The sequence below is a fragment of the Chitinophaga caseinilytica genome, from assembly GCF_038396765.1.
GTDB classification, from domain to species: domain Bacteria; phylum Bacteroidota; class Bacteroidia; order Chitinophagales; family Chitinophagaceae; genus Chitinophaga; species Chitinophaga caseinilytica.
Genome location: NZ_CP150096.1, coordinates 3,629,544 through 3,653,192, shown reverse-complemented (window position 1 = coordinate 3,653,192; position 23,649 = coordinate 3,629,544). Strand labels below are relative to the sequence as shown.

Below are 23,649 nucleotides of genomic sequence, written 5' to 3'. Positions count from 1 at the left end.
GTTTATTCTTCTATCAATATACCCATTTTTCCCATCTGGTAATCGCGCATCGCTTCGAGCACTTCCGTTTCGGTGTTCATGACGAACGGCCCGTTGGCCGCGATCTTTTCCCCGATCGGTTCGCCGGAAGCGATGAACAGGCGTGTATCTTCTTCCGCCGTGATCCCGATCCCCTTCCCGTCTTGCCGGAAAACGAGGCAATGGAAACCGGTGTACACGCTGGCGCCGGTGATCTTCACTTCACCGTCCAGCAAATACACGAATGCGTTATGCGTTTCCGACAATGGAATATAATAATGGCCGCCCTTGCGGAAATGCGCGGTAAAGGTATTGACGGGCGTCAGCGTGGGCACCGGGCCTTTCACGCCCATTAATTCCCCCGCCACCACGGAAATGGTCACGAGCCCGTCTTCGCTGGTAACCGTTGGCGTATCCACGCCATGCAAGGGGAAATACGAAGGCTGGTCCATCTTCCGGCCGGAAGGCGAGTTCACCCAGATCTGGATCATTTCCTGTTCGCCGCCGGTATCGTGGATATCGTTGGGCGGTCGCTCGGAGTGCACGATCCCCATGCCTGCGTGCATCCATTGGGTGCCGCCTGCGCGAACGATCGAGTTGTTGCCCCGGCTGTCGCGATGATGGACACCGCCTTTGAAAATAAACGTGACCGGCGAAAATCCCCGGTGCGGGTGCGGCCCCACGCCCGCCTGGCGCGGCGGCAGGTAGTCGGGCACCCGAACGTCAATATGATGAAGAAGCAGGAAGGGATCGATCCGGTCTGCATGAACGGAAGGGAACGGTTGCCTTACGGGCATATCGCCCATGTCTTTCAGGTCTGCGTACAGCACATGCTGCACGCTGCGGTATTGCTGCATACGTTTCGGCTGGCTAATCTTTCGGTTTATCTGCGTTCATATAAAAACTAAGCGCGCCGGAAGGGCAAAGCTTCACCTGGGAAATGATAGCATCGGTCGTAGCGCCGTCTATCTTGATCCAGGGCCTTTCCTTCGGCTGGAATACCGCGGGCAGGCCGCGTGCGCAGATGCCCGTGTGGCGGCAAATGCGCGGTTGCCATACAACCGTTACTTCGCCATTGGTATATTCATTTTTCATTTCCATGTCGTGAAAATTTAGGATTCGCGCAATTGCTGCTTGAAGTGTTTGAATTCTTCGCGCAGTTCGATGAACAGGCGGTTGAAGGTTTCCACATCGTCTTGCAGCTTGTTGTGCAGCATGTGCAGCTGCGCATCGTCGCCCTGGGCTTCAGACATCATTTTATCTCCCTGGATCACTTGCTGGAGGAGCTCGTTCACGACTTCCTTCTGGCGGATGAGGGCATTCTGGAAATGTTCCACTTTAGCGGCGGCGTCGTGGTCGAAGCGGCCGTTGGCGAGCTCAACGAGCTCGTCGCGCAGGGATTTGATTTCCTTTTCGTTCAGCAGCAGATCTTTTTTCCATTCCTGGTGTTGGTGATGGAGCTTGTCAAAATTGGTCAAGGGCATATTTCAAAGATTAATTGAGTGTTCAGACGTTGATCCCGTGTGCCAGGAGTTTTTTCCATTCCGGGTGTTTGCGGATATAGGTGGCTACGTATGGGCAAAGGGGTACAATTTTCTGGCCCCGCTCATCGATGATGGATAAAACGCGCTCTACCAGCAGTGCGGCCACTCCCTGGCCTTCGAGCTGCGGCGCCACTTCGGTGTGGGTCAGGAAGATGCGGTTGCCGCCTTCCATGTACTCGATCTTTGCGAGGTGCCCGTTCACCCGCGTCTCGAATTGCTTCGCGTTTTCATTGTCCCTGATCTCGAGGAGCTTTCCTTCCATAATGTAGCTTTTGGGTTCTGACAGTAAATTGCCCGGATATGGTTATAAAACAACGGAGGATGGCTAAAACCATGCCATCTAAATACAACACAAAGGTAGGCAATTGGTTGGCTCCGCAATTGAATAAGGGGAAACATGAATATGTGATATCGTTATTTCCGTTGTACGGACGATGGAGTACATTTGCGGCATGCAAAAGAGTTTAAGCGAGCGCGACCAGGCCGTGATCTGGCATCCCTACACCCAGATGCAGACGGCCCCCGCACCGATAGGCATTGTAAAGGGCGAAGGCGCCCTGTTGACCGACGAGCACGGCCAAACCTATATAGACGCCACCTCCAGCTGGTGGGTCAACATCCACGGCCACGCGCATCCGCATATCACGAAGCGGCTGGCCGAACAGGCTGCGGTATTGCACCACGCCATTTTTGCGGGATACACCCACGAGCCGGCCGTTTTGCTGGCAGAGAAGCTCCTGCCCGTATTGCCGGGCGCCCAGGCGCGGGTGTTCTATTCCGACAACGGCTCCACCGCCGTGGAAGTAGCGCTGAAAATGACGATCCAGTACTGGCAGAACCAAGGCACCCCCCGCCGCAAACTCCTCGCCTTCCACGACGCCTATCACGGCGATACGTTCGGCGCAATGAGCGTATCGGCCCGCAGCGTGTTCACCCGGGCGTTCGACGATTACCTCTTCGAAGTCACCTTCCTCGACCTGCCCACCGCCGAAAACCTGCCGGCTTTGCTCCGGCAGATCGACGATATCGCCGCAGACACCGGCGCATTCATTTTTGAGCCGCTGGTATTGGGCTCCGGCGGCATGATCATGTACGATGTCAAAGCGTTCGATGCCCTGCTGGCACATTGCCGCAGCAAAGGCATCCTGCTGATTGCCGATGAAGTGATGACGGGCTTCGGCCGGACGGGCACCAACTTCGCCATGGAGCAGCTTACCACCCCGCCGGATATGATCACCTTGTCGAAGGGGCTGACCGGCGGCACGATGGCCATGGGTGTTACCACCTGTACCGAAGCGATCTACGAAGCGTTCCTCAGCAACGACAAGCTCAAAACCCTCTTCCATGGCCACTCCTACACCGCCAACCCGTTCACCTGCGCGGCGGCGCTGGCCAGCCTGGAATTGTTCCTTGACCCCGCCTGCGCGCAAAACCGCCGCCGGATCGCAGCACGGCACCAGGCGTTCGGGGAAACCCTCCGCCAGCACTCCCGGGTGAAAAACGTCCGGCAAACCGGCACCATCCTCGCCTTCGAAGTGAATACCGGCGAGGCAGACAGCTACGTCAACAACCTGGCGGATTTCCTGCACCGCTTCTTCCGCGAAAAGCGCGTCATGCTCCGCCCGCTCGGCAACACGCTGTACATCCTTCCCCCGTACGTCATTACCGACGGGCAACTGACCACCGTATACGATTGTGTCCTGGATATGCTGGAGGAATACGGCAAACGGTAATCCTGCGTCCAGCCATAAAAAAATCCGCTCCCATCCCGGGGCGGATTTTTCGTTTCCGGCAACAAAAAACCCTCCCGTTTTGCGGGAGGGCGTAAAAATGCGTTAGCTGTGTTGACGGTGCAGTAATTATTTTACCGGAACGGAAATTTTGGTATCGTCCCACTCCATCTGCAGATTGCCTTTTGGGAAGGAATACGTCAGTTTCTCAACGGTGGAAGCCGTTTTCTGACGGGGAACTTTCACTTCGGCTACGTTCTTGCTTTTGTTGGCTTCGTACTGGGAAGAGCCCATCTGCTTGGTCTGCGAGTTCAGGATTACCGTGAATTCCTTTGCGGTGGGGATGATGAACAGGGCGTAAGAACCTGCTTTCACCTTCTGGCCGCCGAACGATACGTCTTTCTTGAAAGTAATATCGGTTGACATATTGGCCCCTGCGCGCCATACTTTATCGTACGGTACCAGCTCGCCGAAGATCACGCGGCCTCTTTTGGAGGGCTGGCTGTAGGAAATTTCGACATTGTCGCCGGACGCTGATACCAGCGGGCTTTTCGGCGGATCTTGCGCTAATACTGCTGTTGCGGAGAAAAGAAGGGCGAGGCCCATTAACATGCTTTTCATAAAAATAGGATTTGAATGAACACGGAAATTACGCCGGAAAACGGAAGATTTCCAAACCGTTCAACATAAAAAAATCAAGGTGCTTCTGCGAGGCTTTTCAGGTGGTTCAGCCCGTCTTCCATCGTGGAACCGAACATCCGGTCCATCATGAACCCGCGGAGCTTCCACCAGGGTGCCATGCCCACGTGCGCTTCGAACCGCCAGAGGATGGCCGTGCCCTGCCCGTCGGCCGTAGGTTTGAGGTCGAAATGCGCGGTAATATGCTTCATATCCGGATGTATCATGATGTAGGTCACGCTTTTGCCGGGCACTACCTCCGTGATCCGGACGCGGCCGGGCTCGTTGCTCCCGGGCACGGCCCAGGTGTAAGATGCGCCTTCTCCGGCCGTAACCGGGCCGTAATTCACGGAAACGCCGGGCTTAAGACTGAACTCCGGGTGCCAGGGGTTCCAGTTTTTCCAGGTTTTCAGGTCGGTCAGATACGTGTACACCTTGTCTGCCGGGGCTTCGATGGCGCCGGAGCGTTCCAGCAGCGCGGTAGACGGGAACGCCAGCGACAGCAGGAAGATCAGCGCGCCGAGAATGGCTACGGAGATCAGGAAGAATTTAAATAATCTCATACCAGGTTTGATTACGGTTGTTAAACTTTATTCCCAGCGGAACACCTTCACGGCCACGCCGTACACCACCACGCCCCAGATGGTGAGCACCAGCAATTGCGGACCCAGGTCCCACAGGTGCATCCCTTCAAAAGCGATCTTCCGCAAGGCATCGTTCAGGTAAGTCAGCGGCATCATCTTGCAAATGGGTTGCAGCCAGGCAGGGAATACATCCACCGAAAAGAACGTGCCGGCCAGCAGGAACTGCGGCAATGTGACGATGTTGGCCATAGGCGGGATGGTACTTTCCGACTTGGCGATGCCGCTCACCACGAAACCGAAACCCATGAATACGATGAGCCCGAACAGGCAAAGGACGAGCATTTCCAGGAAAGTCACGAACCCGTTCACCAGCGTAAACCCGAACGCGAAATACCCCAGCCCGATGATCACGATGGAGCCGAACGACTGGAACAGCAGCCGGCTGATGGCTTCGCCGAGAATGATGTACATGCGGTGGATGGGCGTGGCGAAGAAACGCTTCAGCACCAGCGTTTGCCGCAAACTGAAAAAGAGGAACGCCGTCCCGAAAACGGCGGCGCTCAGCAGCGAAAAGCCCAGCTGGCCGGGCAGGATGAAGTCGATAGGCTTGTATTGACGGCCAGGCACCGTTTCGGGAATGATCTCCGCAATGGACGGGCGCGGGTACACGACGTCGTTGGCCGCGTTGATGCCCATCTGGAGCACGTTGATGAGTTGCGCTTTATTGTCCGGGCTGGTGGCGGTGGATGTTTTGACATGCAGCTTCAGGGCCGGCGCGGCACTATCCGCCACTGCCCCGTTCTCGATGCGGAGAATGGCCGTGAGACGGCCTTTGCGGAGGTCGTCTTCCATATCCGCCTGCGGCTCGTCTGTCACCAGTTTAAGGTTGGGCGCGGCGGCGAGGCGTTGGTACATCTGGCTGGCAGTGTCTGACCGTTTATCGATCCCTACTTTTACCGAGCCCGACCTTCCGCCGATGAAACCGAACACCAGAATGAAGACCAGCGGGAATGCGAGACTGAAAACCACTGCCGAGGGGCTCCGGAACATTGCCCGGATGCTCGCCTTCGTAATTGCCCACATTGCCTTCCGCTGATTGTATGATGACGCCATGCTATTAATCTTTAACAAGGGGCAAAACTAGCAAACAACGATCAATTATCCCCTGAAATCTGAAGGGCCGCTCCAGGGGCCGTTTGCTGGGCTTTAACCCACCAATAACGCCCGGTTAACAATTTTTGAAAGCGCCGGGCGGCGGTCTTTTCTTAAGTTGCAGGCCTGGACGAGAGTCATAAACCGCGTTTTGATCAACCAATCATGCCGAATAGGCGCCCTAAAATCCAACCTGTATGGCAGAGAAAAAGTGCAGGCAGCCGCTGCTGCCGCCCCTTCACCAGCCGTAGAACAGATGTGCCGCTGTTACGACGACATCCTGCAACGTCTCCAGGATTTCGACCCCTTCAGCGGATCTCAGATCATCTGTAATGTGATCAATGAGCACATCAAAAGACTGAGCAACGTTATCCGCCACCACAACGAGATCGCGGAAGCCGCCGAAAAATCAATGGAAGCCCTGGCCGACGGGCTCCGCCGCCTCCGCATGCAAGCCCAGAAAATCGTTGATGAAAATCACAACAACGTGATCCGCCTCACTCCCGAAGAACGCGACCCCGTGTACACCGAAGAGGGCTGACCGGGCGCCCCGACAGGAAATAACCGCCAACTGATGCCGGCGATATATGGCTGCAATCTAAAAAGCCGGCAGTTTCCGGTCCGGCCATGAAAGCATTGCTTTTCGCACCGGGGACGGGGTCTCCATACCGGGCGCATTCCGCCTATGTGTGTGGCTTCCCCGCCCCGGGGACCGGCCTTCGGACAAGCCTTATTTCCTTACCGGCTCCAGGCGGACATAATGATACAGCAGATCATTGTCTTTCGTCAACACCCCGAATTTACCCACCAATACATTGGCATCGAGCCACTTGATGGATTCCGGGCCCCATTTCTCAGGACTGAAATCGTACTGCTTTTCCAGTCCCTTGCCGGTCATCGTATAATATTCCAGTCCGTTAAAGGTAAACGCCGCCATCAGGTCGAGGTTGGAAGCGATCAGTTGCTTCCCGTCGGGCGATACCTGCGGCAGGCCGATGATGGGCGTTTCTTCGCCGGATTTTTCATCCACCAGCAACACATCATACGTTTCATACCCAAACCTGAAAATCACGAAACGCGCGATCGCCGGCAGGTAACCATTATAGATATGCACTTCATGATCTTCCCCATCGCTTTCCGCATTGTCGCGGAATTCCTTTTCCGATCCGTTTTTCAGTTTGATATACAGCACATTCCCTGCGCGGCGGACGAGGTCGTGCTGCGGCGCGATATTTTTCGCTTCGCTCGTATCGGGCTTGAACTCAGGCGCGCTTTCGAACAGCTCTTCGGTAGAGGGCACCACGCGGTATAACTGGCTGCCGATCGTCACCGTGTCGGGCAATCCGAATTCAGACGCCAAAGCCGTGTCGCGGACCAGCTCCGGGCCGTCGGACCGGGAACTGTCGGTCGGGGAAACGGTCTGCGTGGAGTCTTGCGCGCTTTGCGTGGCGCCCGACTGGCAAGCCGCGAGCCCGCAAACGATCATGGCAGGCAGCATGAATTTCAAACGGTACATAAGGGTCGTTTTTTAAGCGAAATGCCGCTCCTTTTCAGGAACGGCATCGCAATATCAGTATTTTTTCGGGATCAGGTCAATCGATCACCATTTCGTACGGCAAGCGGGCTTGCGCTTCACCTTGCATGGCGCGTACCTTTTTGATCGTTTCGAAGATGCGGTAATCTTCGCCCAGTTCTTCCTTCATGAAGCTGGCTTTCATTTCCTGTCCGAAAAGTTTGACGAGTTTTTCCATGGTATCTTTCGGACGGGGGTAAGTCACCAGTTCCACTTCCGGAATGTTGGCCATGCGCGCCGCGCAGTCGACCGCGTCCTGCACACCGCCCAAACGGTCTACCAGGCCCAGTTGCTTCGCCTGGCTGCCGGTCCATACGCGGCCCTGCGAAATGCTGTCAACCACCGCCGCACTCAATTTCCGGCCGTCCACCACCCTTTGTTTGAACGTGGCGTAGATGGAATCCACTCCCCGCTGGATGAGCATTTTTTCCTTGTCGGTGAGCGGGCGGGCGGTGGAGCCTGCGTCTGCATATTCGCCGGTCTTCACGCCGTCGAACGTAATACCGAGCTTGTTGTTGAAGAACCCTTTCATATTGGGCAATATCGTAAACACACCGATGGAACCGGTGAGGGTGTTATGTTCTGCGAAAATGCTGTCTGCCATGCAGGAAATGTAATATCCGCCGCTGGCTGCATAATCGCCCATGGAAACGATCACGGGCTTGGATTTGCGTGCCAGCGTGAGTTCGCGCCAGATGCTTTCGGAGGCCAGTGCGCTGCCGCCGGGTGAATTTACGCGGAACACGATGGCGCGGATGCTTTTGTCCTGCCGTGCGTCGCGGATCATTTTCACGTAATCGTCGCCGGCGATGGCATCGTCGATATCAGAACCGGAGCGGATCTCGCCCTGGGCGTAAATGAGGGCGATGTTGCCGCTATAGCCTTCGTACAGGCGATTGGCGACGGCATATTTATTCAGGGAGATGAAATTCACGGATTCATCGCCGCCGATAGACAGGCTGCGCTTGATCTCGTCCATCACCTGATCGTCGTACCGCAACCCGTCGATCAGTTTGAGGCGCTCGGCGTCGGAGGGCTCCAGAATCTGCGCTTCGTTGGCGTAGCGGTGGAGCGTGGCGGTATCGATCTTCCTCGCTTCGGAAATGCGAACGAGGAAATCGCCGTAAAGTTCGTTGAGGAAGGAAGTGGTCTGCACGCGGTTGGCGTCAGACATTTTGTATTCGCGGAGAGGTTCCGTAGCGGATTTGAATTTTCCGTTATAGAAAATCTGCGGTTCGATGTCGAGTTTTTCGAGCAGGCCTTTGATGTAGGTGGTGGTGAGGGAGAAGCCGGTGAAATCGACGGCGCCTTTCGGGTGCACATATATTTTACCTGCGGCGGAAGCTACGTAGAAAGCGTTCTGGCTGAGGCCATCCGCGTATGCATACACGAACTTGCCGCTTTTGCGGAACGCCACCAGGGCGCGGCGCAGCTCTTCGCTGGCGGCATATCCGTTACCGTTGCCATCTGCCTTGATGTAGATACCTTTCACATTACCGTCTGTTGCCGCTTCGCGGATGATGCGCACGGCATCGAAAAGACCGGGTACGTTGCCCGCGCCGCCGCCGAGGAGGTTACGGAAAGGATCGTCGGTCCGCAGTTCATGGAATTGCTGGCTGAGGTCTACCACTACAACGGCGTTGGGCCCGACCACTACTTTTTCGCGGGCGCCGGCGCCCAGGCGGGCGAGCAGCATCAGCATGAAAAAGAAGGAGATGATGGAGAAAACGATAAGGGCTACAAAGGATGCCAGGAAAAATTTGAGGAAACTGCGCATGAGTATCTGGTTATTGGACGGAAATCTATATTAATTTTCTCAAAAATACGGAATATGGGTACTTTTGAGCCGTCAAATTCATGAATACTGCAATATTACTGATAGGTGGCAACATGGGAGACCGCTCCGCGAACCTGCTGGAAGCGGTGAAACTCCTGCAGGCGGAGGCCGGGGCCGTAGTGCGCGAATCGGCGCTGTACGAAACCGCTGCCTGGGGTGGCGTTGCCCAGCCCGATTACCTGAACCAGGCCCTGGAGCTGCAAACCGGGCTCGACGCGCCCTCGCTGCTGCGCCTCATGCTCGACATCGAGCGCCGTATCGGCCGTGTGAGACGGGTGAAATGGGGGGCGCGGGTGATCGATATCGACATGCTGTTTTTCAACAACGACGTCATCACCCTGCCACAGCTGAAAGTACCGCATCCCCAGCTCCAGAACCGCCGTTTCGTGCTGGCGCCCCTGGCAGAGATCGCCGGGGAAAAGGTGCACCCTATCCTGCAACTGACCGTTGCCGAGCTGCTGGCGGCCTGTCCGGACCCGCTGCCCGCCGTGAAACTCGCTACCGCGCCACACTAACCCATGCAATACCCGTTCATTACCATAGAAGGGAATATCGGCTCGGGGAAAACGACCCTCGCGCAGCAGCTCGCCGAGCATTACCGGGCGCGCCTGGTGCTGGAGGAGTTCGCAGACAACCCTTTCCTGCCTAAGTTTTACGCAGACCCCGCCCAGTACGCCTTTCCGCTGGAGCTGTTCTTCATGGCCGAACGGTATAAGCAGTTGAAAGACATGATGGGGCCCGATCTTTTTTCGCCCCAGACCATCAGCGATTACCTCTTCATCAAAAGCCTGCTCTTCGCCAAGATGAACCTGGAGGCCGACGAGTTTTCGCTGTATCAAAAGCTGTTCGACATCATCAATCCCCAACTCCCCCAGCCCGACATCCTCATTTTCCTCAACGCGCCGGTAGACCAGTTGCAGCGCAACATCCGCAAGCGCGGGCGGCCGTACGAGCAGCAGATCAAAAACAGTTATCTGGAGCGGGTGCAGGAAATGTACATGCAGTTCCTCCGCCAGTACCCCATGCGCACGCTCATGGTAGACACTACGAAGATGGACTTCCTCCGGAGCCCTGAAGATTTCCGGGCGCTGACCGGCGCGCTGGGCAACAGCTATCCACCGGGTATCCATTACCTGTAGGCGGTACGGGTCAACAATCCTTCCTTTTCCGTTGTTACTTGCGCATACCCGGCCCAAATTGGGCAGACGGGAAATAATCCATAGTTAGTGTTATCATAAGCAAAACAGGCAACCTGCGTCTGCAGATTGCCTGTCATTTTTTGTGGCTACAGTGGTGATTATGCCGCCGTTACCAGGGGGTCTACGAACGATGTCAGCAGTCCGAATGCCAGGGGGCCGGCCAGGGGCACATTCAGGGTAAAGCCTTTTGTCAGGAAATATGCGCCTTTTACGAGGGTCAAAAGATTGGCCACGTAAGCACCGCCCTGGATGTTCTGCATGTCTTGTGCCTCGAGCGGCTCGCAGCCGAAGTAGGTGTTTTCCATAATAACAATGTGAGGTTAAGTAAATAAGGTTTGTTAATCAATTTAGCCCTTATTCCCCTGTTCATTTTATTCATTCCATAAAACGGCTGTTCATTTTCATTCAGAAAATATTTTTTTACCGGCTTATGGGGGGAAGGGTGATTTGTCCGTCATTATAGCAGCAAACAAAAAACTTTACAATATGAAAAAGCTGCTGACACTCTTCGCTTCGATGTTAATCATCACCGCCGCCAATGCCCAGGAAATCGAAACCCTGGCAGGCAAAACCTCCAAAGCCAAATCGTTCGGCGCATACGGCCACGGTTTTGGCACGATCTCCGCCCTGAATGGCGATTTTGCCGTGCTCACCGGCGCATACGGAGGCGTATTCCTCAACAAAAAATGGCTCCTCGGCGCCGGCGCCAAAAGCCTCGCCAACAACATCCGAGTAGAAGCGCCCGACCGGCCCGTCCTCAATTTCTGGTACACCGGCGCCGTAGTCGAATACGTGCACAACTCCGACAAACTTTTCCATTGGTCGGCCGGCACCCTCATCGGCGGCGGCGGGGTTTCCGAGCGCGAAAAATTCAATAAAGGCCGCGATCATGTCTATGGCTCCAGCTCCGTTGTAGTGGCCGAGCCCTTCGTTCAGCTGGAAATGAACGTCACCCATTACCTCCGCGTAGTAGCGGGCGGTTCGTACCGGAGGGTGTTCGGCGTGGGCGGTCTGCATACGACCGACGAGAAGCTCAGCGCCCCCGGATTCTCCCTGGGCGTGAAAGCAGGCATTTTCTAACCGCCTGTCCTTTTTTCTCCCCCATCCATTGAACGTTTTACGCTAATTTTGGCCCGCCGGTCTCCACAAGGAGGCCGGCGTCCGCCATGTTCAAACCCTGCTCCAACTTGTTCCGTAACTGTCTCATCGCCCTGCTCCTCTGGCCCTGCTGCCTGATGGCGCAGCAACAACTCCAGCAAACCGTTTCCTTCCGGGCCGTTAACTGGCCGGTAGATTCCGTGCTGTCCAAAATCACCGCCCAATCGGGCCTCAGCTTTTCCTACGCCGGCAGGCCTTTCAGGGGCGACAGCCTCGTGAGCCTCACCGTGCAGCGGAAACCCATCCGCCAGGTGCTCGACCAGCTCTTCCAGGGCCGTATCCGGTATTCGGTGGTAGACGGGCACATCATCCTCAACGCCGCCGAAGGCGCCCGGGAACGGTTTTACACCATCAGCGGCTACGTGCGCGACAAATACAACGGCAATATGATCGTGAACGCCAGTATCTACGAACGTTCCGACCTCATGAGCGCCTTCACCAATACCGACGGCTATTTCCACCTGCGGCTGAAAGACAAGGGGAAGCAGCCTTCCATCCAGATAACGGTCAGCAAGGAGTTTTACATCGATACGATGCTGTACGTCATGCCCGGCTTCGACCGGGAGATCTCCATCGCCATTTCGCCGGCCATGCCGGTTAAATTGCGGGAATTCACCGTGTCGGACAAGGTAGACAAAACCTGGCTGGGCAGCCGCCTGCTGAGCGAAAACCTTCGCCGGCAAACCCGCAATATCGGCAAGTTCTTCGCGGAAAAGCCGGTGCAATCGTCGCTCGTACCGTCGCTCGGCTCCCACGGCAAGATGGCCGGCCAGGTGGTCAATAAATTCTCCCTCAACCTCGTTGGCGGCTATTCTGCCGGGCTCGATGGCCTGGAAATCGCCGGGGGCTTCAATATCAACAAAGGCAATGCGCAATACGCGCAGGTGGCGGGCATTTTCAACCTCGTGGGCGGCTCGGTACGCGGGGTGCAGGTGGCCGGCATCTTTAACCGGAACATGGAATTCGTGGAAGGGGCGCAGATAGGCGGCATCAGCAATATCGCCGACGGCTGGCTCATGGGCGCCCAGATTTCGGGGATCTTCAACCGTGCCATGGATTCCGTGAAAGGCATCCAGATCGCCGGCCTGCACAACAATATCGTGGGCGATGTAACGGGCGCACAGATCAGCGGGCTGATGAACCACAGCGGCGGGCACCTCAACGGTATCCAGGTCAGCGGCCTCATCAACCGCGTGCGCGGCAATTCCGAAGGCGCGCAGATCACGGGGCTCATCAATTACACCAAGGAAATGAAAGGCCTGCAGATCGCAGGGCTCATCAATCACGCCGCAGGCAAAATCGATCTCAAACATCCCGTAAAAGATACGGCAGACAGGGCCCCCGGCGGCATCGCGCCGGGCATCCAGATTTCGGGGCTGTTCAACCAGCATCACGGCAGCGGCCACGGCCTGCAGATCACCGGCGGCTGGAACCATGCCCGCGATACGATGCGCGGCCTGCAGCTGTCGTTCTTCGGCAACAGCGTCGGGTATAACCGCGGCGTGCAGTTCGGGCTGGTCAATATCGCCGACAGCTCCGACGGTGTGGCTTTCGGGCTGGTCACCATCGTGAAGAAAAAAGGGTATTACCGGCTGGAGACGTTCTCCAGCGACCTGATGCCCGCCAACCTGCAGTTCAAAAGCGGCCGGAGGGGCTTTTACTCCATTCTTTCCGGCGGTGCGCGCAACGGCATGCATTACCTGGGGCTGGGTTTCGGCGGCGAATGGAAACTGAAAGGAAGATTATCGATGAACACGGACGTGTCGCAACTGAACTTTTTCGATAACGGCTGGAAATCGCTGGCCCAGGCCTGGCGCGCCTCCCCTTCTCTCAGGGTGCGGCTGGGCAATTGGGTGACGGTATACGGCGGACCGGCGTTTACGTTCATGGACGATAACAAACTGATCGTAGACAAGCCATGGAAGGGATATCCCGGCTTTTCGTCGGCCGAAGGCCGCGCGGGATGGCTGGGCTGGCAGGCGGGGCTGAGCTTTTTCTAATGCCCTGCTCCTTCGAGATGCGCGGCGATCCAGCCGCTCGTCCAGGCGTGCTGGAAATTGAACCCGCCGGTGATCCCGTCCACATCCATCACTTCTCCTGCAAAATATAACCCCGGCACCACTCGGCTTTGCATGGTGAGCGGGTCTATTTCCGACAGGCGGATGCCGCCGCAGGTCACGAACTCCTCCTTGAACGTCGTTTTCCCCGACACCGGGAACTCCATGGCCGTGAGCAGCCGGATGAGCCGGTTTTGCTCTTTCGCGGGAATTTCCGCCCATCGCGTGGATTCGGGGATACCGGCTTCGGCGAGCAAAAATAGCCATAGCCGCGACGGGAGCCCGAACGGGTTGCGGGTGCCGGTCTGTTGTTTTCCCAGTTCCTGCCGCCATTGCGGCCAGGCGTCGCGCAGGGCATTTTCGTTCATATCGGGCAGCCAGTTGACGATCAGTGTAAATTTATATTGCTGCTCCTGCAGGTAGCGCGCGCCCCAGGCAGACAGCCGCAGTACGGCCGGGCCGCTCATCCCCCAATGGGTGATCAGCAACGGGCCCTTCTCCGCCAGTTTGCTGCCGGCGATGCGAACGGCGGCTTCGAGAACGGACACGCCCATGAGGCCCGTGACCGGGTTGCCCGGCATGTTGAACGTGAAGAGCGACGGCGCGGGGGGCTCGATGGTATGGCCCAAAGCCGTGAGATAAGCGAATTTATCGGCAGACGCATACCCGCCCGCCGCGATGCAGACGTTCGGAGCCGTGATGGTAGCGCCGCCGGCGATGGTGATCTTCCATGCTCCGTTTACCCGTTCCAGTGACTGGGCCTCTGCATGCCGGCGGACCTGCACGCGATGGCGGTCGGCCTCGCGGAGCAGGCAGTCGATAATAGTCTGGGAATCGTCGGAATCGGGGAACATCCTTCCATCGGCTTCCGTTTTCAGCGTCACGCCACGTTCAGCATACCAGCCGATCGTATCGGGGACGAAGAACCGGGAAAAGGATTTCTTCAGAAAATTGCCGCCGCGGGGATATCGCTTCACCAGTTCAGACACGCTATCCAGCGCATGCGTCACATTACAGCGGCCGCCGCCGGACACTTTCACTTTCGACAGCAGCTTGCCCGTTTTCTCCAACAGCACGACCTTTTTACCGGGATGCAACCTCGCGGCGTTCACCGCGCAGAAAAATCCTGCAGCGCCGCCGCCGGTCACCACCAGGTCCGCCTTTTCCGATTGAGCATGTTCCATATTCATAATTTGCCGGTCTACCGGCGGCGAATTTCGCAATAAACCACCAAAAACGAAATGTTAAAAAAACAGGCGCCCGCCCTACTAATTATTCGTAATTGATTATCTTGGTACATTAAACGATCCGCAATCCATGCAACAAACATCCCTGAAAAAGCTCCGCAAGCTAATGGTAGCCGGTCTTCTCGGCCTTTGCTTCTGGGGCGCTTCGGGCTTCGCCAAACCCGACGACTGGACAGAACGCATCATTCAGGCTTTAGAAAAATTCATCAATAATTACCCGCAGGAAAAGGTGTATCTGCACCTGGACAAGGATTATTACGCTGCCGGGGAAACGATCTGGTTCTCGGGGTATGTGACCCTGAACGACCTTCCCGCCTACGGCGCCCGTAACCTCTACGCCGAGCTCCGCGATGCGAAAGGGGCCATCGTGCAGAAGGAGCTCCTTCTCGTGTACGACGGCGGCGCGTCGGGCGAATTCTCGCTACCGGAAAACACCAAGCCCGGTCTCTACCAGCTCCGCGCCTACACTGCCTGGATGCTGAACTTCGATACCACCTTCATGTTCTTTAAAAACATCCAGGTGTTCGACCCCAAAACCGGCAAAGCCGGCGAAGCGGCCGCACCTAAGGAATATTCCGTTCAGTTCTTCCCCGAAGGCGGCGACCTCATCACCGACGTGAGCAGTGCCGTAGCCTTCAAAGCCATCGATGAAAACGGGTACCCTGCCAAGGTGGCCGGGGTCGTGAAAGACTCCAAAGGCGCACAGGTAGCGGTCATCGAAACGTTGCACGACGGCATGGGGAGCTTCGAACTGAAACCCGCAGCAGGCGAAACCTATAAAGCGGTGGTCACCAATGCAGGCGGACAGCAAAAATCGTTCGACCTCCCCGCTGTCAAGCCTTCCGGCATTGCCCTCAAAGTTTATAACCGCGGCGCGCGCATCTTCTACCTGACCGGCTTCAATAACCTCGAAGCTTCGCAAAACGACATGCTCCTCATCGCGCAGATGCATAACCAGGTGATTTACAAGGCCGATCTGAATGTGGCCGAAGGCAAAGTGAGCGGGCTTATCCCTGCTACCAACCTCCCTTCCGGCATCATGCAACTGACCGTGTTCGACAACAAAGGCACGCCGCTCACCGAGCGCATCGTATATGTGAAAGGGAAAACCGATTCGCTGGAGTTTTTCCTCGACCCCCAGGAGCTGAACAAAGGGCCCCGCCAACGTACGGAACTGGTGCTGCAGGTCCCCGATTCCATGCGCGGCCGCATTTCCGCATCCATCACCGATGCCGACCAGGTGGCCTACGACCCTTACGCCAACAACATCATGAGCCATACCTTCCTCACGTCCGATCTCAAAGGTTATGTGCACAATCCCTTCTATTATTTCCGGGATACCAGCGCAAAAGCGGCCCAGGCGCTCGACCTGGTGATGATGACGAACGGGTGGCGCAGGTTCAGCTGGCAGGAAATCCTGCAGGATAAATTCCCCACCATCAAATACCCGTACGAGCAGGGCGTTACCATCACCGGTAAAGCCATGACGCCCGCGCGGCAGCCTTTGCAGGGCGGGAACGTCAATTTCCTCATCCGCATTCCGAGAGACAGTACGCAGAGCTTCCTCATGGCGCCCATCCAGCCAAACGGCACGTTCGCGCTCAACAATCTCGTTTTCGGCGATACGGCCCTCTTCTATTTCCAGGGCCAGCGGGATACCAAGCAAAACCGCGAAGTGGTGGTGGAATTCGACCGGCATTTCTTTGACGTGTACGCGCCGGTGAAAACGCCCATTCCGTTGCTGCCGCCGCCACCGATGGATAACCGGATCCTGAAAAATTACCTCGCCACCGTCATGGAAGGCAACAGCGTAAACCGGATGATCACCAACCGGACGATCCAGCTGAAAACGGTGGACGTAAACGCCAAAAAGCCCTCGGCCGAACAAACCACATCGTCGCGCTACGCGAGCGGGATGTTCAGCAGCGATAACGGCTATACCTTCGACCTGACCAACGAAACGCCCACGAATTTCAACGTGTTCCAATACCTCCAGGCCCGCGTGCCCGGTTTACAGATCCAGGGAGACATGAGCAACCCGAGCCTCAGCTGGCGCGGCGGCGCTCCCGGCGTGTTCCTCGACCAGATGCCCGTGGATGTGGGCACGGTGGCTAACATTCCCATGGCCGATGTTGCCCTCATCAAGGTGTTCCGCCCCCCGTTCATGGGCGGTTTCGGCGGCGCCAACGGTGCCATCGCCATCTGGACGCGCAAGGGCGGCGATTCCCGTCCTGACCCGAACGCCAAAAAACTGGAGCTCCTGAAGAAAGGCGGTTACCGCATCATCAAGGAATTCTACAGCCCGGACTACTCCGTGAAAAAAGCCCAGCACGAGCTGCCCGACAAGCGCCTCACGCTCTACTGGAACCCGAACCTGGTGGTAGATACCATCAGCCATACAGCCCGGATGATCTTCTACAACAACGACCAGACGAAGAATTTCCGCGTGGTTGTTGAGTCGATGGACCAATTCGGCCGCGTAGGCAGGGTGGAGAAAAACTTCTAACAATTACAACCGTTTCCGGCAAACCGGCCGGGAACATTCGGGAAAGCAATACATGGCCCCGGCGGAATGCCGGGGCTTTTTTTATGCGGCCCGGGCCGGTTGCCAATAAAAGAACATCCCGGAGGAGGTGCGCCGCCGTTCACGCGGAGCGGACGGTACCGGTTGCCAATAAAAAAGCCTCCCGGGACGGGAGGCTCTTCTCTGTTCACGCAGAAAGGATCGCATTATGAAAAATCAGGTTAATCTTTCAGTTTGTTGAGGTAGTAGCTCAACTTATACAGCAGCTCGTCTTGCAGCCCGGCGCGAAGCTTGGCTTCGTCTTCGGTGATGCCGAGGCGGCGGAGGCGCTGATAATATACATAGGAGCCGCCGATCAGTTCCAGGCATTCCTGGATCTTGGTTTTCACTTCGGCTTCCTTGGCTTTCTTTTCGAATTCCTTTTTGGACAGGATCTTGTCTACGAAATAGAACGGGTCCTTGTCTTCCGCCCACTTGCCGTTTTCCTGGTGTTGCGGTTTATATACCTCCAGATAAACGTTGTCCAGTTTCAGCGGTTCCCCGAATTCGGCTTTGATGTCGATCACGAGGGGTTTTGCGCTGGCGGGATTGGTGAGGCGTTTCTTGATGGCGTTGCTGATCTGCGTGCCGAGCTCGCCGCTGGCCATGAGGAGCTGGTTGAGCTCGGAGAACTCCAGTCCGATGGTGATACGGGTGTAGCGGCTACCTGATTTCTGTTTTCCGAAGAGGCTCGGGGTGGTTTTATCGTCGAACACGATGTCTTCCACGAGCACTTTGGAGATCGTTTTATAATTGGGCTTGTAGCCTTCTTCCGCGGGCGACAGTCTTTTGCGGGCTGCGGGGCGGGTGGTTTCCTGGCGGTGGATGTGCTGGATGAAGTCGTCCACGAACCGGAGCTGGTACTTTTTCAGTTTGGCGTACAGTTCATGACTGCTGTAATTGCTGATTTTGGACAGTACGATTAGGTCTTCCCAGCTATTGTGCACCTGTACCTGCTGGAGCTCGTCGAGGATATCCTGGGCGGGCATGTTGCGGCGGTACAGCAGTTCGCCGATGAGGAACACGGCGTAATCGTGCGCGGGGTAGCCGAGCTCGGGCAGTACGTCGAACGGACTGCGTTTTTGTTCCATCGCCTGGTTGAGCTGATCGAGATCGCTCATGACGGGAGACAGTAAATATTTCCTTGCGGCGGTGCGCAGTTTCCGGGATACGTAATCCAGCAGCTGGTCGTTGACCGTGCCGTGGTTCACAAAATCATGCAGAATCTGCACGAATCTTTTGGAAACGGGCAGGCCGAATTGGGTGAGGATGTCGCTCTCCAGGTCGTGAACGGTGCCGGTGCCTTTGGGCGCGGCCTGTTCCTTCGGCTGTTTGTCTAGCTTCCGGTAGTTCTGGTAATACTCCTGCAATTTCAATTTTAGCTGATCCATATGCATATTGTGTTGTGTTTCAGTCAGATATATAATTATTCCTTCATTCATAAAAACAAAAAGCCCAGCACTTCGCATGCTGGGCTAGTAAGTTTTCGGGTGAATTGCGAGCAGCAAATATACGCCAATTTTTGTGGAAATCGTGGGGATAAACCCATCTTATCGGGTTCCTGATTTGTCTTATATGTTAGGGTATTCGGGATCAAGGGATTAGAATTGTATGATTGAAAACAAAATTTGTTAAAGATTTCCGCGAAAATGTTTGGAAGTTAGAAGGGAAAATTATTACCTTTGCACTCCGCAAAACAAACAACACGGTGGTTGTAGCTCAGTTGGTTAGAGCATCAGATTGTGGTTCTGAGGGTCGGGGGTTCGAGACCCCTCATCCACCCGAAAAAAAGGTCTCCCGAAACGGAGGCCTTTTTTTATTTGCGCAACTCCCGAATTAAAAAGGAAATGGTTATGCTGTATCTTATTCCGTTACTGACTGCGTTCACCGGCTGGTTCGTGAACCGCGCCGCACTCTGGCTCCTTTTCCGCCCCGCGAACCCCCTGAACCTGGGCCTCTTCACCCTCCAGGGCGCTTTCCCGAAACGCCAGCAACAGATCGCACAGGCCGTCGGCAACGCCGTTTCCCAGTTCGTTTCCTTCGACGATATCCGCACCAAACTCACCGACCCGGAAAAGATCAGCGCACTCAAACCCGTAGTCGAAGAACATCTCGACCACTTCCTCCGCAACAAGCTGCCGCAAGCCATGCCCATGATCTCCATGTTCATCGGCGACAGCACCATCAATCAGATCAAGACCACCCTCGCCGCCGAGCTCGACCTCCTCTTCCCCAAGCTCATCGGCCAGTTCCTCGATAAAGCACAAGCGGATCTCGACCTTTCCGCCATCGTTTCCAACAAGATTGCCGGCATCGCCAGCGAAAAAGTGGAAGCCGGCCTCCGCGAAAGAATGGGTGGCGCCTTCACCGCCATGGGGCTCCTGGGCGCAGGGATCGGGCTCGTTATCGGCCTCCTCCAGCTCTGGATCGCAATGGCCGCCTGATCCGGAATTGGTTTACATACTCCCAAAACAAGCTTATGGGCGGGTAAGACCGTCTTTTGCCGTAAATCAGTCCAACCACAAACAGGACTGCATCTGAACACGGTAAGCCAATTACAGCATTTTTTTCGCCAGGTGTAAACCTATAGCAGGACCACCGCCCGGGCTTCTACATAGAGATACAGTAGGGATACAGTACAGATACAGTAGGGATACCGTACTATAACCGTACTACAGGCATTTTAGAACGGCCGATGTAATTGCAGGACATATGAAACGGAATTTCATGTCCCACCACCTTTTCCGCCCAAAATCCATCCGCTCCCCATCCATTTCATCCTGCCAATCGACCGTTGTTCCCTTATTCGTGTAAACTTTACACACCCGTGCAAGTTCATTTCAAAAAGAGCGTCTAATTTCCAGCTAATCAAGACATCAATGCTTCCAATGAAAAAAGTATACGTCCTCCTCGCAGGTCTGTTCCTTTTCCAGCTTCAATCCATTGCCCAGGCCCCTCCCGCCGGCGGTCGCCCCGCAGGCGCAGGCGGCCAGCAACGACCCGGCGGCCAGGCACCCGCCATCGGCCAGATTTACGGCAAACTGATAGACGCCAAAACGAAACAACCCGTCGAATATGCATCCGTGGCGCTCCTCCGCCAGCGCGACTCCTCCGTTGTAACCGGCATGCTCAGCAAAGGCAACGGCGATTTCAGCCTGGACAACGTCGCCTTCGGCCCCTACATCATCCGCGTCAATTTCATGGGATACACCACCCTTTTCAAAAAGGTGACCGTTACCCCGCAAACCATGGCGCAGGATCTGGGCAACATCCGCCTCGAGCCCAACGTAAAAGCCCTCAGCGAAGTGGAGGTAACCGGCCAGCGGTCGGCCTTCCAGATGGCGATCGATAAAAAAGTGTTCAACGTAGACCGAAACCTCACTTCCGTAGGCGGAACGGCCACCGACGTGCTGAAAAGCGTGCCCTCCGTGAACGTGGATATCGACGGGAATGTGCAGGTCCGCAACTCTTCGCCCAATATCTTCGTGGACGGAAAGCCCAGCACCCTCACCCTCGACCAGATCCCGGCAGACGCCATCGAAAGCGTGGAACTGATCACCAACCCCTCCGCCCGGTACGACGCGGAAGGCATGAGCGGCATCATCAACATCGTCCTCAAAAAGAACAAGAAAGCCGGCTTTAACGGCCAGATCCAGGGCGGCATCGGCACGAACGACAAATACAACCTGGGCGGCAACATCGCCGCGCGCCAGGGCAAATGGAACGTGTCTGCCAACTACAACCTGAACATGAACCGCAACTGGGGAGAAGGCATTACCGAGCGCGAAAACTTTGCTACCGCCACCACGCCGCAAAGCTTTATTAACCAAACGTCCGACAGCTACGGCGGCGGCAAGTTCCAGTTCGGCCGCATCGGCGTAGACTATTTCCTCGACAACCGCAATACGTTGTCGCTCTCCCAGAACATCGTGGGCGGATCGTTCAAAAACCACGACGAGCTCGGCAGCCAGTACCTCAATGAAAACAAGGGATTGACAAGCCGCAACAACCGCATCACCGACAGCAAGTTCGGCTTCAACAACTACACCACCACGCTCGGTTTCAAGCACCTGTTCGCTGAGCCCAACAAGGAACTGACGGCCGACGTGTCCATGAACAAAAGCAAGAACGACCGCAGCGGCGGCTTCGCCACCTATCCGCAAAACCTTGCGGGTGAACCGGCGGGCGATCCTTACATTCAGTCGAACAGCGGAAATGGCAATACCGACTTCTACTCCTTCCAGGCGGACTACGTAGACCCGATGGGCAAAACCGGCAAGTTCGAGACCGGCTTGAAGGGGACTTTCCGCAACTATAAAAGCATTTACGATGTGTTCGAGAACGGGCAGCATGCAGACGCCCTTTCCAACGACTACAAATACAAGGAGCAGATTTACGGCGCGTACGTGAACTATTCCAATACCGTTAAAAACTTCGGCTACCAGCTGGGTTTGCGTGCGGAACAATACGTATACTCCGGCGAGATCCCGAGCGAGAACAAAGAGTTCAAGCCCACGAAAGCCGTTCCCGGCCTGTTTCCCAGCGCGTATTTTTCCTACAAGCTGCCGAAAGAGCAGGAATTGCAGTTGAACTATTCCCGCCGCGTGAACCGTCCCAACTTCTTCCAGCTGGTGCCTTACCGCGACTTCAGCGATCCGCTGAACCACCGCGAAGGCAACCCCAACCTGAAGCCCGAATACACCAATTCGCTGGAATTCAGCTACATGAAGCAATGGAACAACCACAACATCCTCGGTTCCCTGTACTATCGCAATACCAATAACCTCATCAGCACGCTCAATACCCCGATCTCGGCCGGTAACGACACGCTGCTGACCACTTTCGTGAACGCGAACAAGAACTTCAGCTACGGCGCGGAAATAACGGTGAAGAACCAGATCGTGAAAGGATGGGATATTACCACCAACGTGAACCTGTACCAAACGGAACTGCAGGTCCACAACGACAAGGAATCCTATACCAACCGCGGTTTCAGCTGGCTGGCGAAGATCAATTCCGAGACCAAATTGCCGTATAATTTCACGTTCCAGGTAACGGCCAACTACCAGGCCCCCGCGATCACGATCCCGCAGGGAAGCGGCGGTGGCGGCGGCGGCGGACGTGGCGGCGGAGGCCCCATGGGCATGATCCCCACTTCCGCACAGGGCACCATCAAGGGCCTCAGCGCGGTAGACCTGGCGCTTAAAAAGGATTTCCTGAAGAACAGGGCGGCGTCCGTTACGCTGGCGCTCAGCGACGTGTTCAACACCCGCCAGTTCGAGCTCGACCAGTCGTCGATGTTCTTCTCGCAATACATGCTGCGCAAGCGCGAATCCCGCATCCTGCGCCTCAACTTCTCCTACCGTTTCGGCAAAATGGACACTAACCTGTTCAAACGCCGCAACAACCGCTCCAGCGCGGAAGGTATGCAGATGGAAGGCGGTCAGGGAGGGTTCTGATCCCGTCTCTACAACAATCTGATAAACATGAAGAAGCCGTCCCATTGCGGGACGGCTTTCTTTTGGGGCATGAAAAAAGGCTGACGCTCCCGGGAGATAGTCAGCCTTTTTTCATGAATTCCTTTTCGGCTCAACTGTTTTTGCCGGCCAGCATGGGCACGAAGGAGAAATTGTCGAAAATCTCTTCCTCGAACTGGTCTTCCGCCACTTTGGTGATGCGCAACATGCGCTGCACATCGCCGCCGCCGACGGGGATCACCATTTTGCCGCCGATCTTGAGCTGTTTGAGCAGTTTTTCGGGGATTTGTGGAGCCGCCGCCGTTACGAGCACTTTGTCGAACGGGGCATAGGTGGGCAACCCTTCATATCCGTCCCCATAAAAAAACCGGAGGGTGGGATATTTTGATTTGAAGGGAAATGATTTCACCAGGTCGAACAGTTTTTTCTGCCGTTCGATGGTGTAGACGTTCGCTTTCAGTTCTCCCAGCACACAGGCCTGGTAGGCGCTTCCGGTGCCGATCTCGAGGATCTTCTCAAAGGGTTTTACTTCCAGGAGTTGCGACTGGTAAGCCACCGTATAGGGCTGCGAGATCGTTTGCCCTTCCCCGATCGGGAATGCCCTGTCTTCATACGCGATCCCTTCGAACGCGGTGTCCAGGAAATAATGCCGGGGGATGTTGTTGATGGCCGCCAGTACGTTCTCGTCCGTAATACCTTTCTTTCTGATGTTGTCAACCAATTGTCTGCGTAGTCCTTTTTGTTTGTAGTTGTCTTCGTACCGCCTCATATTACCGCAAAAATAACCATTACCCCCGTAATTCCCTTTTTCTCCTTATTTTACAGTCCGTTT

General features: G+C 55.8%; 22 protein-coding genes and 1 tRNA gene. 10 read left to right on the top strand and 13 right to left on the bottom strand.

Annotation, left to right across the window (positions count from 1 at the left end; all coding sequences use genetic code 11):
• Positions 1–2: 2 nt before the first annotated feature.
• Genes WJU22_RS14900 through WJU22_RS14885 form a run of 4 tightly spaced genes read right to left on the bottom strand, consistent with a single transcriptional unit; the run spans position 3 to position 1,824 of the window.
• Positions 3–875, bottom strand: coding sequence for a pirin family protein (locus WJU22_RS14900; RefSeq protein ID WP_341838976.1), 873 nt, complete (start codon positions 873–875; stop codon positions 3–5).
• A 13-nt stretch (positions 876–888) separates the two neighbouring features.
• Positions 889–1,119: a (4Fe-4S)-binding protein gene (locus WJU22_RS14895; RefSeq protein ID WP_341838975.1), complete on the bottom strand. Its 231-nt coding sequence runs from the start codon at positions 1,117–1,119 to the stop codon at positions 889–891.
• 11 nt (positions 1,120–1,130) lie between these two features.
• Positions 1,131–1,502, bottom strand: coding sequence for a hypothetical protein (locus WJU22_RS14890; protein WP_341838974.1), 372 nt, complete (start codon positions 1,500–1,502; stop codon positions 1,131–1,133).
• 22 nt (positions 1,503–1,524) lie between these two features.
• Positions 1,525–1,824 (bottom strand): GNAT family N-acetyltransferase, encoded by a 300-nt coding sequence (locus tag WJU22_RS14885; protein WP_126246502.1) that lies wholly within the window; start codon positions 1,822–1,824, stop codon positions 1,525–1,527.
• Between the two features lie 190 nt (positions 1,825–2,014).
• Between WJU22_RS14885 and bioA the strand changes: the two genes are divergently transcribed.
• A complete protein-coding gene (bioA, locus tag WJU22_RS14880) occupies positions 2,015–3,295 on the top strand; it encodes an adenosylmethionine--8-amino-7-oxononanoate transaminase (protein WP_341838973.1) in 1,281 nt (426 codons plus the stop codon).
• A gap of 126 nt (positions 3,296–3,421) precedes the next feature.
• On the opposite strand, the gene WJU22_RS14875 is transcribed toward bioA, so the two are convergent.
• The 3 genes from WJU22_RS14875 to WJU22_RS14865 form a co-directional block, all read right to left on the bottom strand.
• Positions 3,422–3,913, bottom strand: a complete 492-nt coding sequence (locus tag WJU22_RS14875) for a DUF2911 domain-containing protein (RefSeq protein ID WP_341838972.1) — start codon at positions 3,911–3,913, stop codon at positions 3,422–3,424.
• A gap of 74 nt (positions 3,914–3,987) precedes the next feature.
• Positions 3,988–4,533 (bottom strand): SRPBCC family protein, encoded by a 546-nt coding sequence (locus tag WJU22_RS14870; RefSeq protein WP_341838971.1) that lies wholly within the window; start codon positions 4,531–4,533, stop codon positions 3,988–3,990.
• A gap of 27 nt (positions 4,534–4,560) precedes the next feature.
• Entirely contained in the window at positions 4,561–5,637 is a 1,077-nt protein-coding gene (locus WJU22_RS14865; protein ID WP_341838970.1) for an ABC transporter permease, read from the bottom strand.
• 220 nt (positions 5,638–5,857) lie between these two features.
• Here WJU22_RS14865 and WJU22_RS14860 point away from each other — a divergent pair, with 220 nt between their 5' ends.
• A complete protein-coding gene (locus WJU22_RS14860) occupies positions 5,858–6,247 on the top strand; it encodes a hypothetical protein (RefSeq protein ID WP_341838969.1) in 390 nt (129 codons plus the stop codon).
• A 189-nt stretch (positions 6,248–6,436) separates the two neighbouring features.
• Here the strand turns inward: WJU22_RS14860 and WJU22_RS14855 are convergent, their stop codons facing one another.
• Together WJU22_RS14855 and sppA are read right to left on the bottom strand one after the other, a co-directional pair.
• Complete coding sequence (locus WJU22_RS14855; RefSeq protein WP_341838968.1) at positions 6,437–7,222, bottom strand: hypothetical protein; 786 nt, start codon at positions 7,220–7,222, stop codon at positions 6,437–6,439.
• A gap of 76 nt (positions 7,223–7,298) precedes the next feature.
• Positions 7,299–9,056 carry a signal peptide peptidase SppA gene (gene sppA / locus WJU22_RS14850; RefSeq protein WP_341838967.1) on the bottom strand — a complete coding sequence of 586 codons (1,758 nt, stop codon included), beginning with the start codon at positions 9,054–9,056 and terminating at the stop codon, positions 7,299–7,301.
• An 80-nt stretch (positions 9,057–9,136) separates the two neighbouring features.
• Here sppA and folK point away from each other — a divergent pair, with 80 nt between their 5' ends.
• The gene (gene folK, locus WJU22_RS14845) at positions 9,137–9,631 is read left to right on the top strand and encodes a 2-amino-4-hydroxy-6-hydroxymethyldihydropteridine diphosphokinase (RefSeq protein WP_341838966.1); all 495 of its coding nucleotides are present in this window, start codon (positions 9,137–9,139) and stop codon (positions 9,629–9,631) included.
• Positions 9,632–9,634: 3 nt separating this feature from the next.
• Positions 9,635–10,255, top strand: coding sequence for a deoxynucleoside kinase (locus WJU22_RS14840; protein ID WP_341838965.1), 621 nt, complete (start codon positions 9,635–9,637; stop codon positions 10,253–10,255).
• 158 nt (positions 10,256–10,413) lie between these two features.
• On the opposite strand, the gene WJU22_RS14835 is transcribed toward WJU22_RS14840, so the two are convergent.
• Positions 10,414–10,620, bottom strand: coding sequence for a hypothetical protein (locus tag WJU22_RS14835; protein WP_341838964.1), 207 nt, complete (start codon positions 10,618–10,620; stop codon positions 10,414–10,416).
• 181 nt (positions 10,621–10,801) lie between these two features.
• On the opposite strand from WJU22_RS14835, the gene WJU22_RS14830 reads away from it, so the two are divergent.
• Both WJU22_RS14830 and WJU22_RS14825 read left to right on the top strand, forming a co-directional pair.
• Entirely contained in the window at positions 10,802–11,395 is a 594-nt protein-coding gene (locus WJU22_RS14830; RefSeq protein ID WP_341838963.1) for a hypothetical protein, read from the top strand.
• Positions 11,396–11,502: 107 nt separating this feature from the next.
• A complete protein-coding gene (locus WJU22_RS14825) occupies positions 11,503–13,473 on the top strand; it encodes an STN and carboxypeptidase regulatory-like domain-containing protein (RefSeq protein WP_341838962.1) in 1,971 nt (656 codons plus the stop codon).
• Here WJU22_RS14825 and WJU22_RS14820 read toward each other — a convergent pair.
• Positions 13,470–14,714 (bottom strand): NAD(P)/FAD-dependent oxidoreductase, encoded by a 1,245-nt coding sequence (locus WJU22_RS14820; RefSeq protein ID WP_341838961.1) that lies wholly within the window; start codon positions 14,712–14,714, stop codon positions 13,470–13,472. The two genes, WJU22_RS14825 and WJU22_RS14820, sit on opposite strands and share 4 nt — an antisense overlap.
• 133 nt (positions 14,715–14,847) lie before the next feature.
• On the opposite strand from WJU22_RS14820, the gene WJU22_RS14815 reads away from it, so the two are divergent.
• Positions 14,848–17,283: an MG2 domain-containing protein gene (locus tag WJU22_RS14815; RefSeq protein ID WP_341838960.1), complete on the top strand. Its 2,436-nt coding sequence runs from the start codon at positions 14,848–14,850 to the stop codon at positions 17,281–17,283.
• Positions 17,284–17,522: 239 nt separating this feature from the next.
• On the opposite strand, the gene WJU22_RS14810 is transcribed toward WJU22_RS14815, so the two are convergent.
• Entirely contained in the window at positions 17,523–18,731 is a 1,209-nt protein-coding gene (locus tag WJU22_RS14810; RefSeq protein WP_341838959.1) for a hypothetical protein, read from the bottom strand.
• Between the two features lie 317 nt (positions 18,732–19,048).
• Here WJU22_RS14810 and WJU22_RS14805 point away from each other — a divergent pair.
• From WJU22_RS14805 to WJU22_RS14795, 3 genes are all read left to right on the top strand, one after another.
• Positions 19,049–19,122 (top strand) — tRNA-His (locus WJU22_RS14805).
• A 71-nt stretch (positions 19,123–19,193) separates the two neighbouring features.
• A complete protein-coding gene (locus WJU22_RS14800) occupies positions 19,194–19,784 on the top strand; it encodes a hypothetical protein (protein WP_341838958.1) in 591 nt (196 codons plus the stop codon).
• Positions 19,785–20,228: 444 nt separating this feature from the next.
• Positions 20,229–22,799 carry a TonB-dependent receptor domain-containing protein gene (locus tag WJU22_RS14795; RefSeq protein ID WP_341838957.1) on the top strand — a complete coding sequence of 857 codons (2,571 nt, stop codon included), beginning with the start codon at positions 20,229–20,231 and terminating at the stop codon, positions 22,797–22,799.
• 130 nt (positions 22,800–22,929) lie between these two features.
• Here the strand turns inward: WJU22_RS14795 and WJU22_RS14790 are convergent, their stop codons facing one another.
• Positions 22,930–23,586, bottom strand: a complete 657-nt coding sequence (locus WJU22_RS14790) for a protein-L-isoaspartate(D-aspartate) O-methyltransferase (RefSeq protein ID WP_341838956.1) — start codon at positions 23,584–23,586, stop codon at positions 22,930–22,932.
• Positions 23,587–23,649 lie beyond the last annotated feature (63 nt).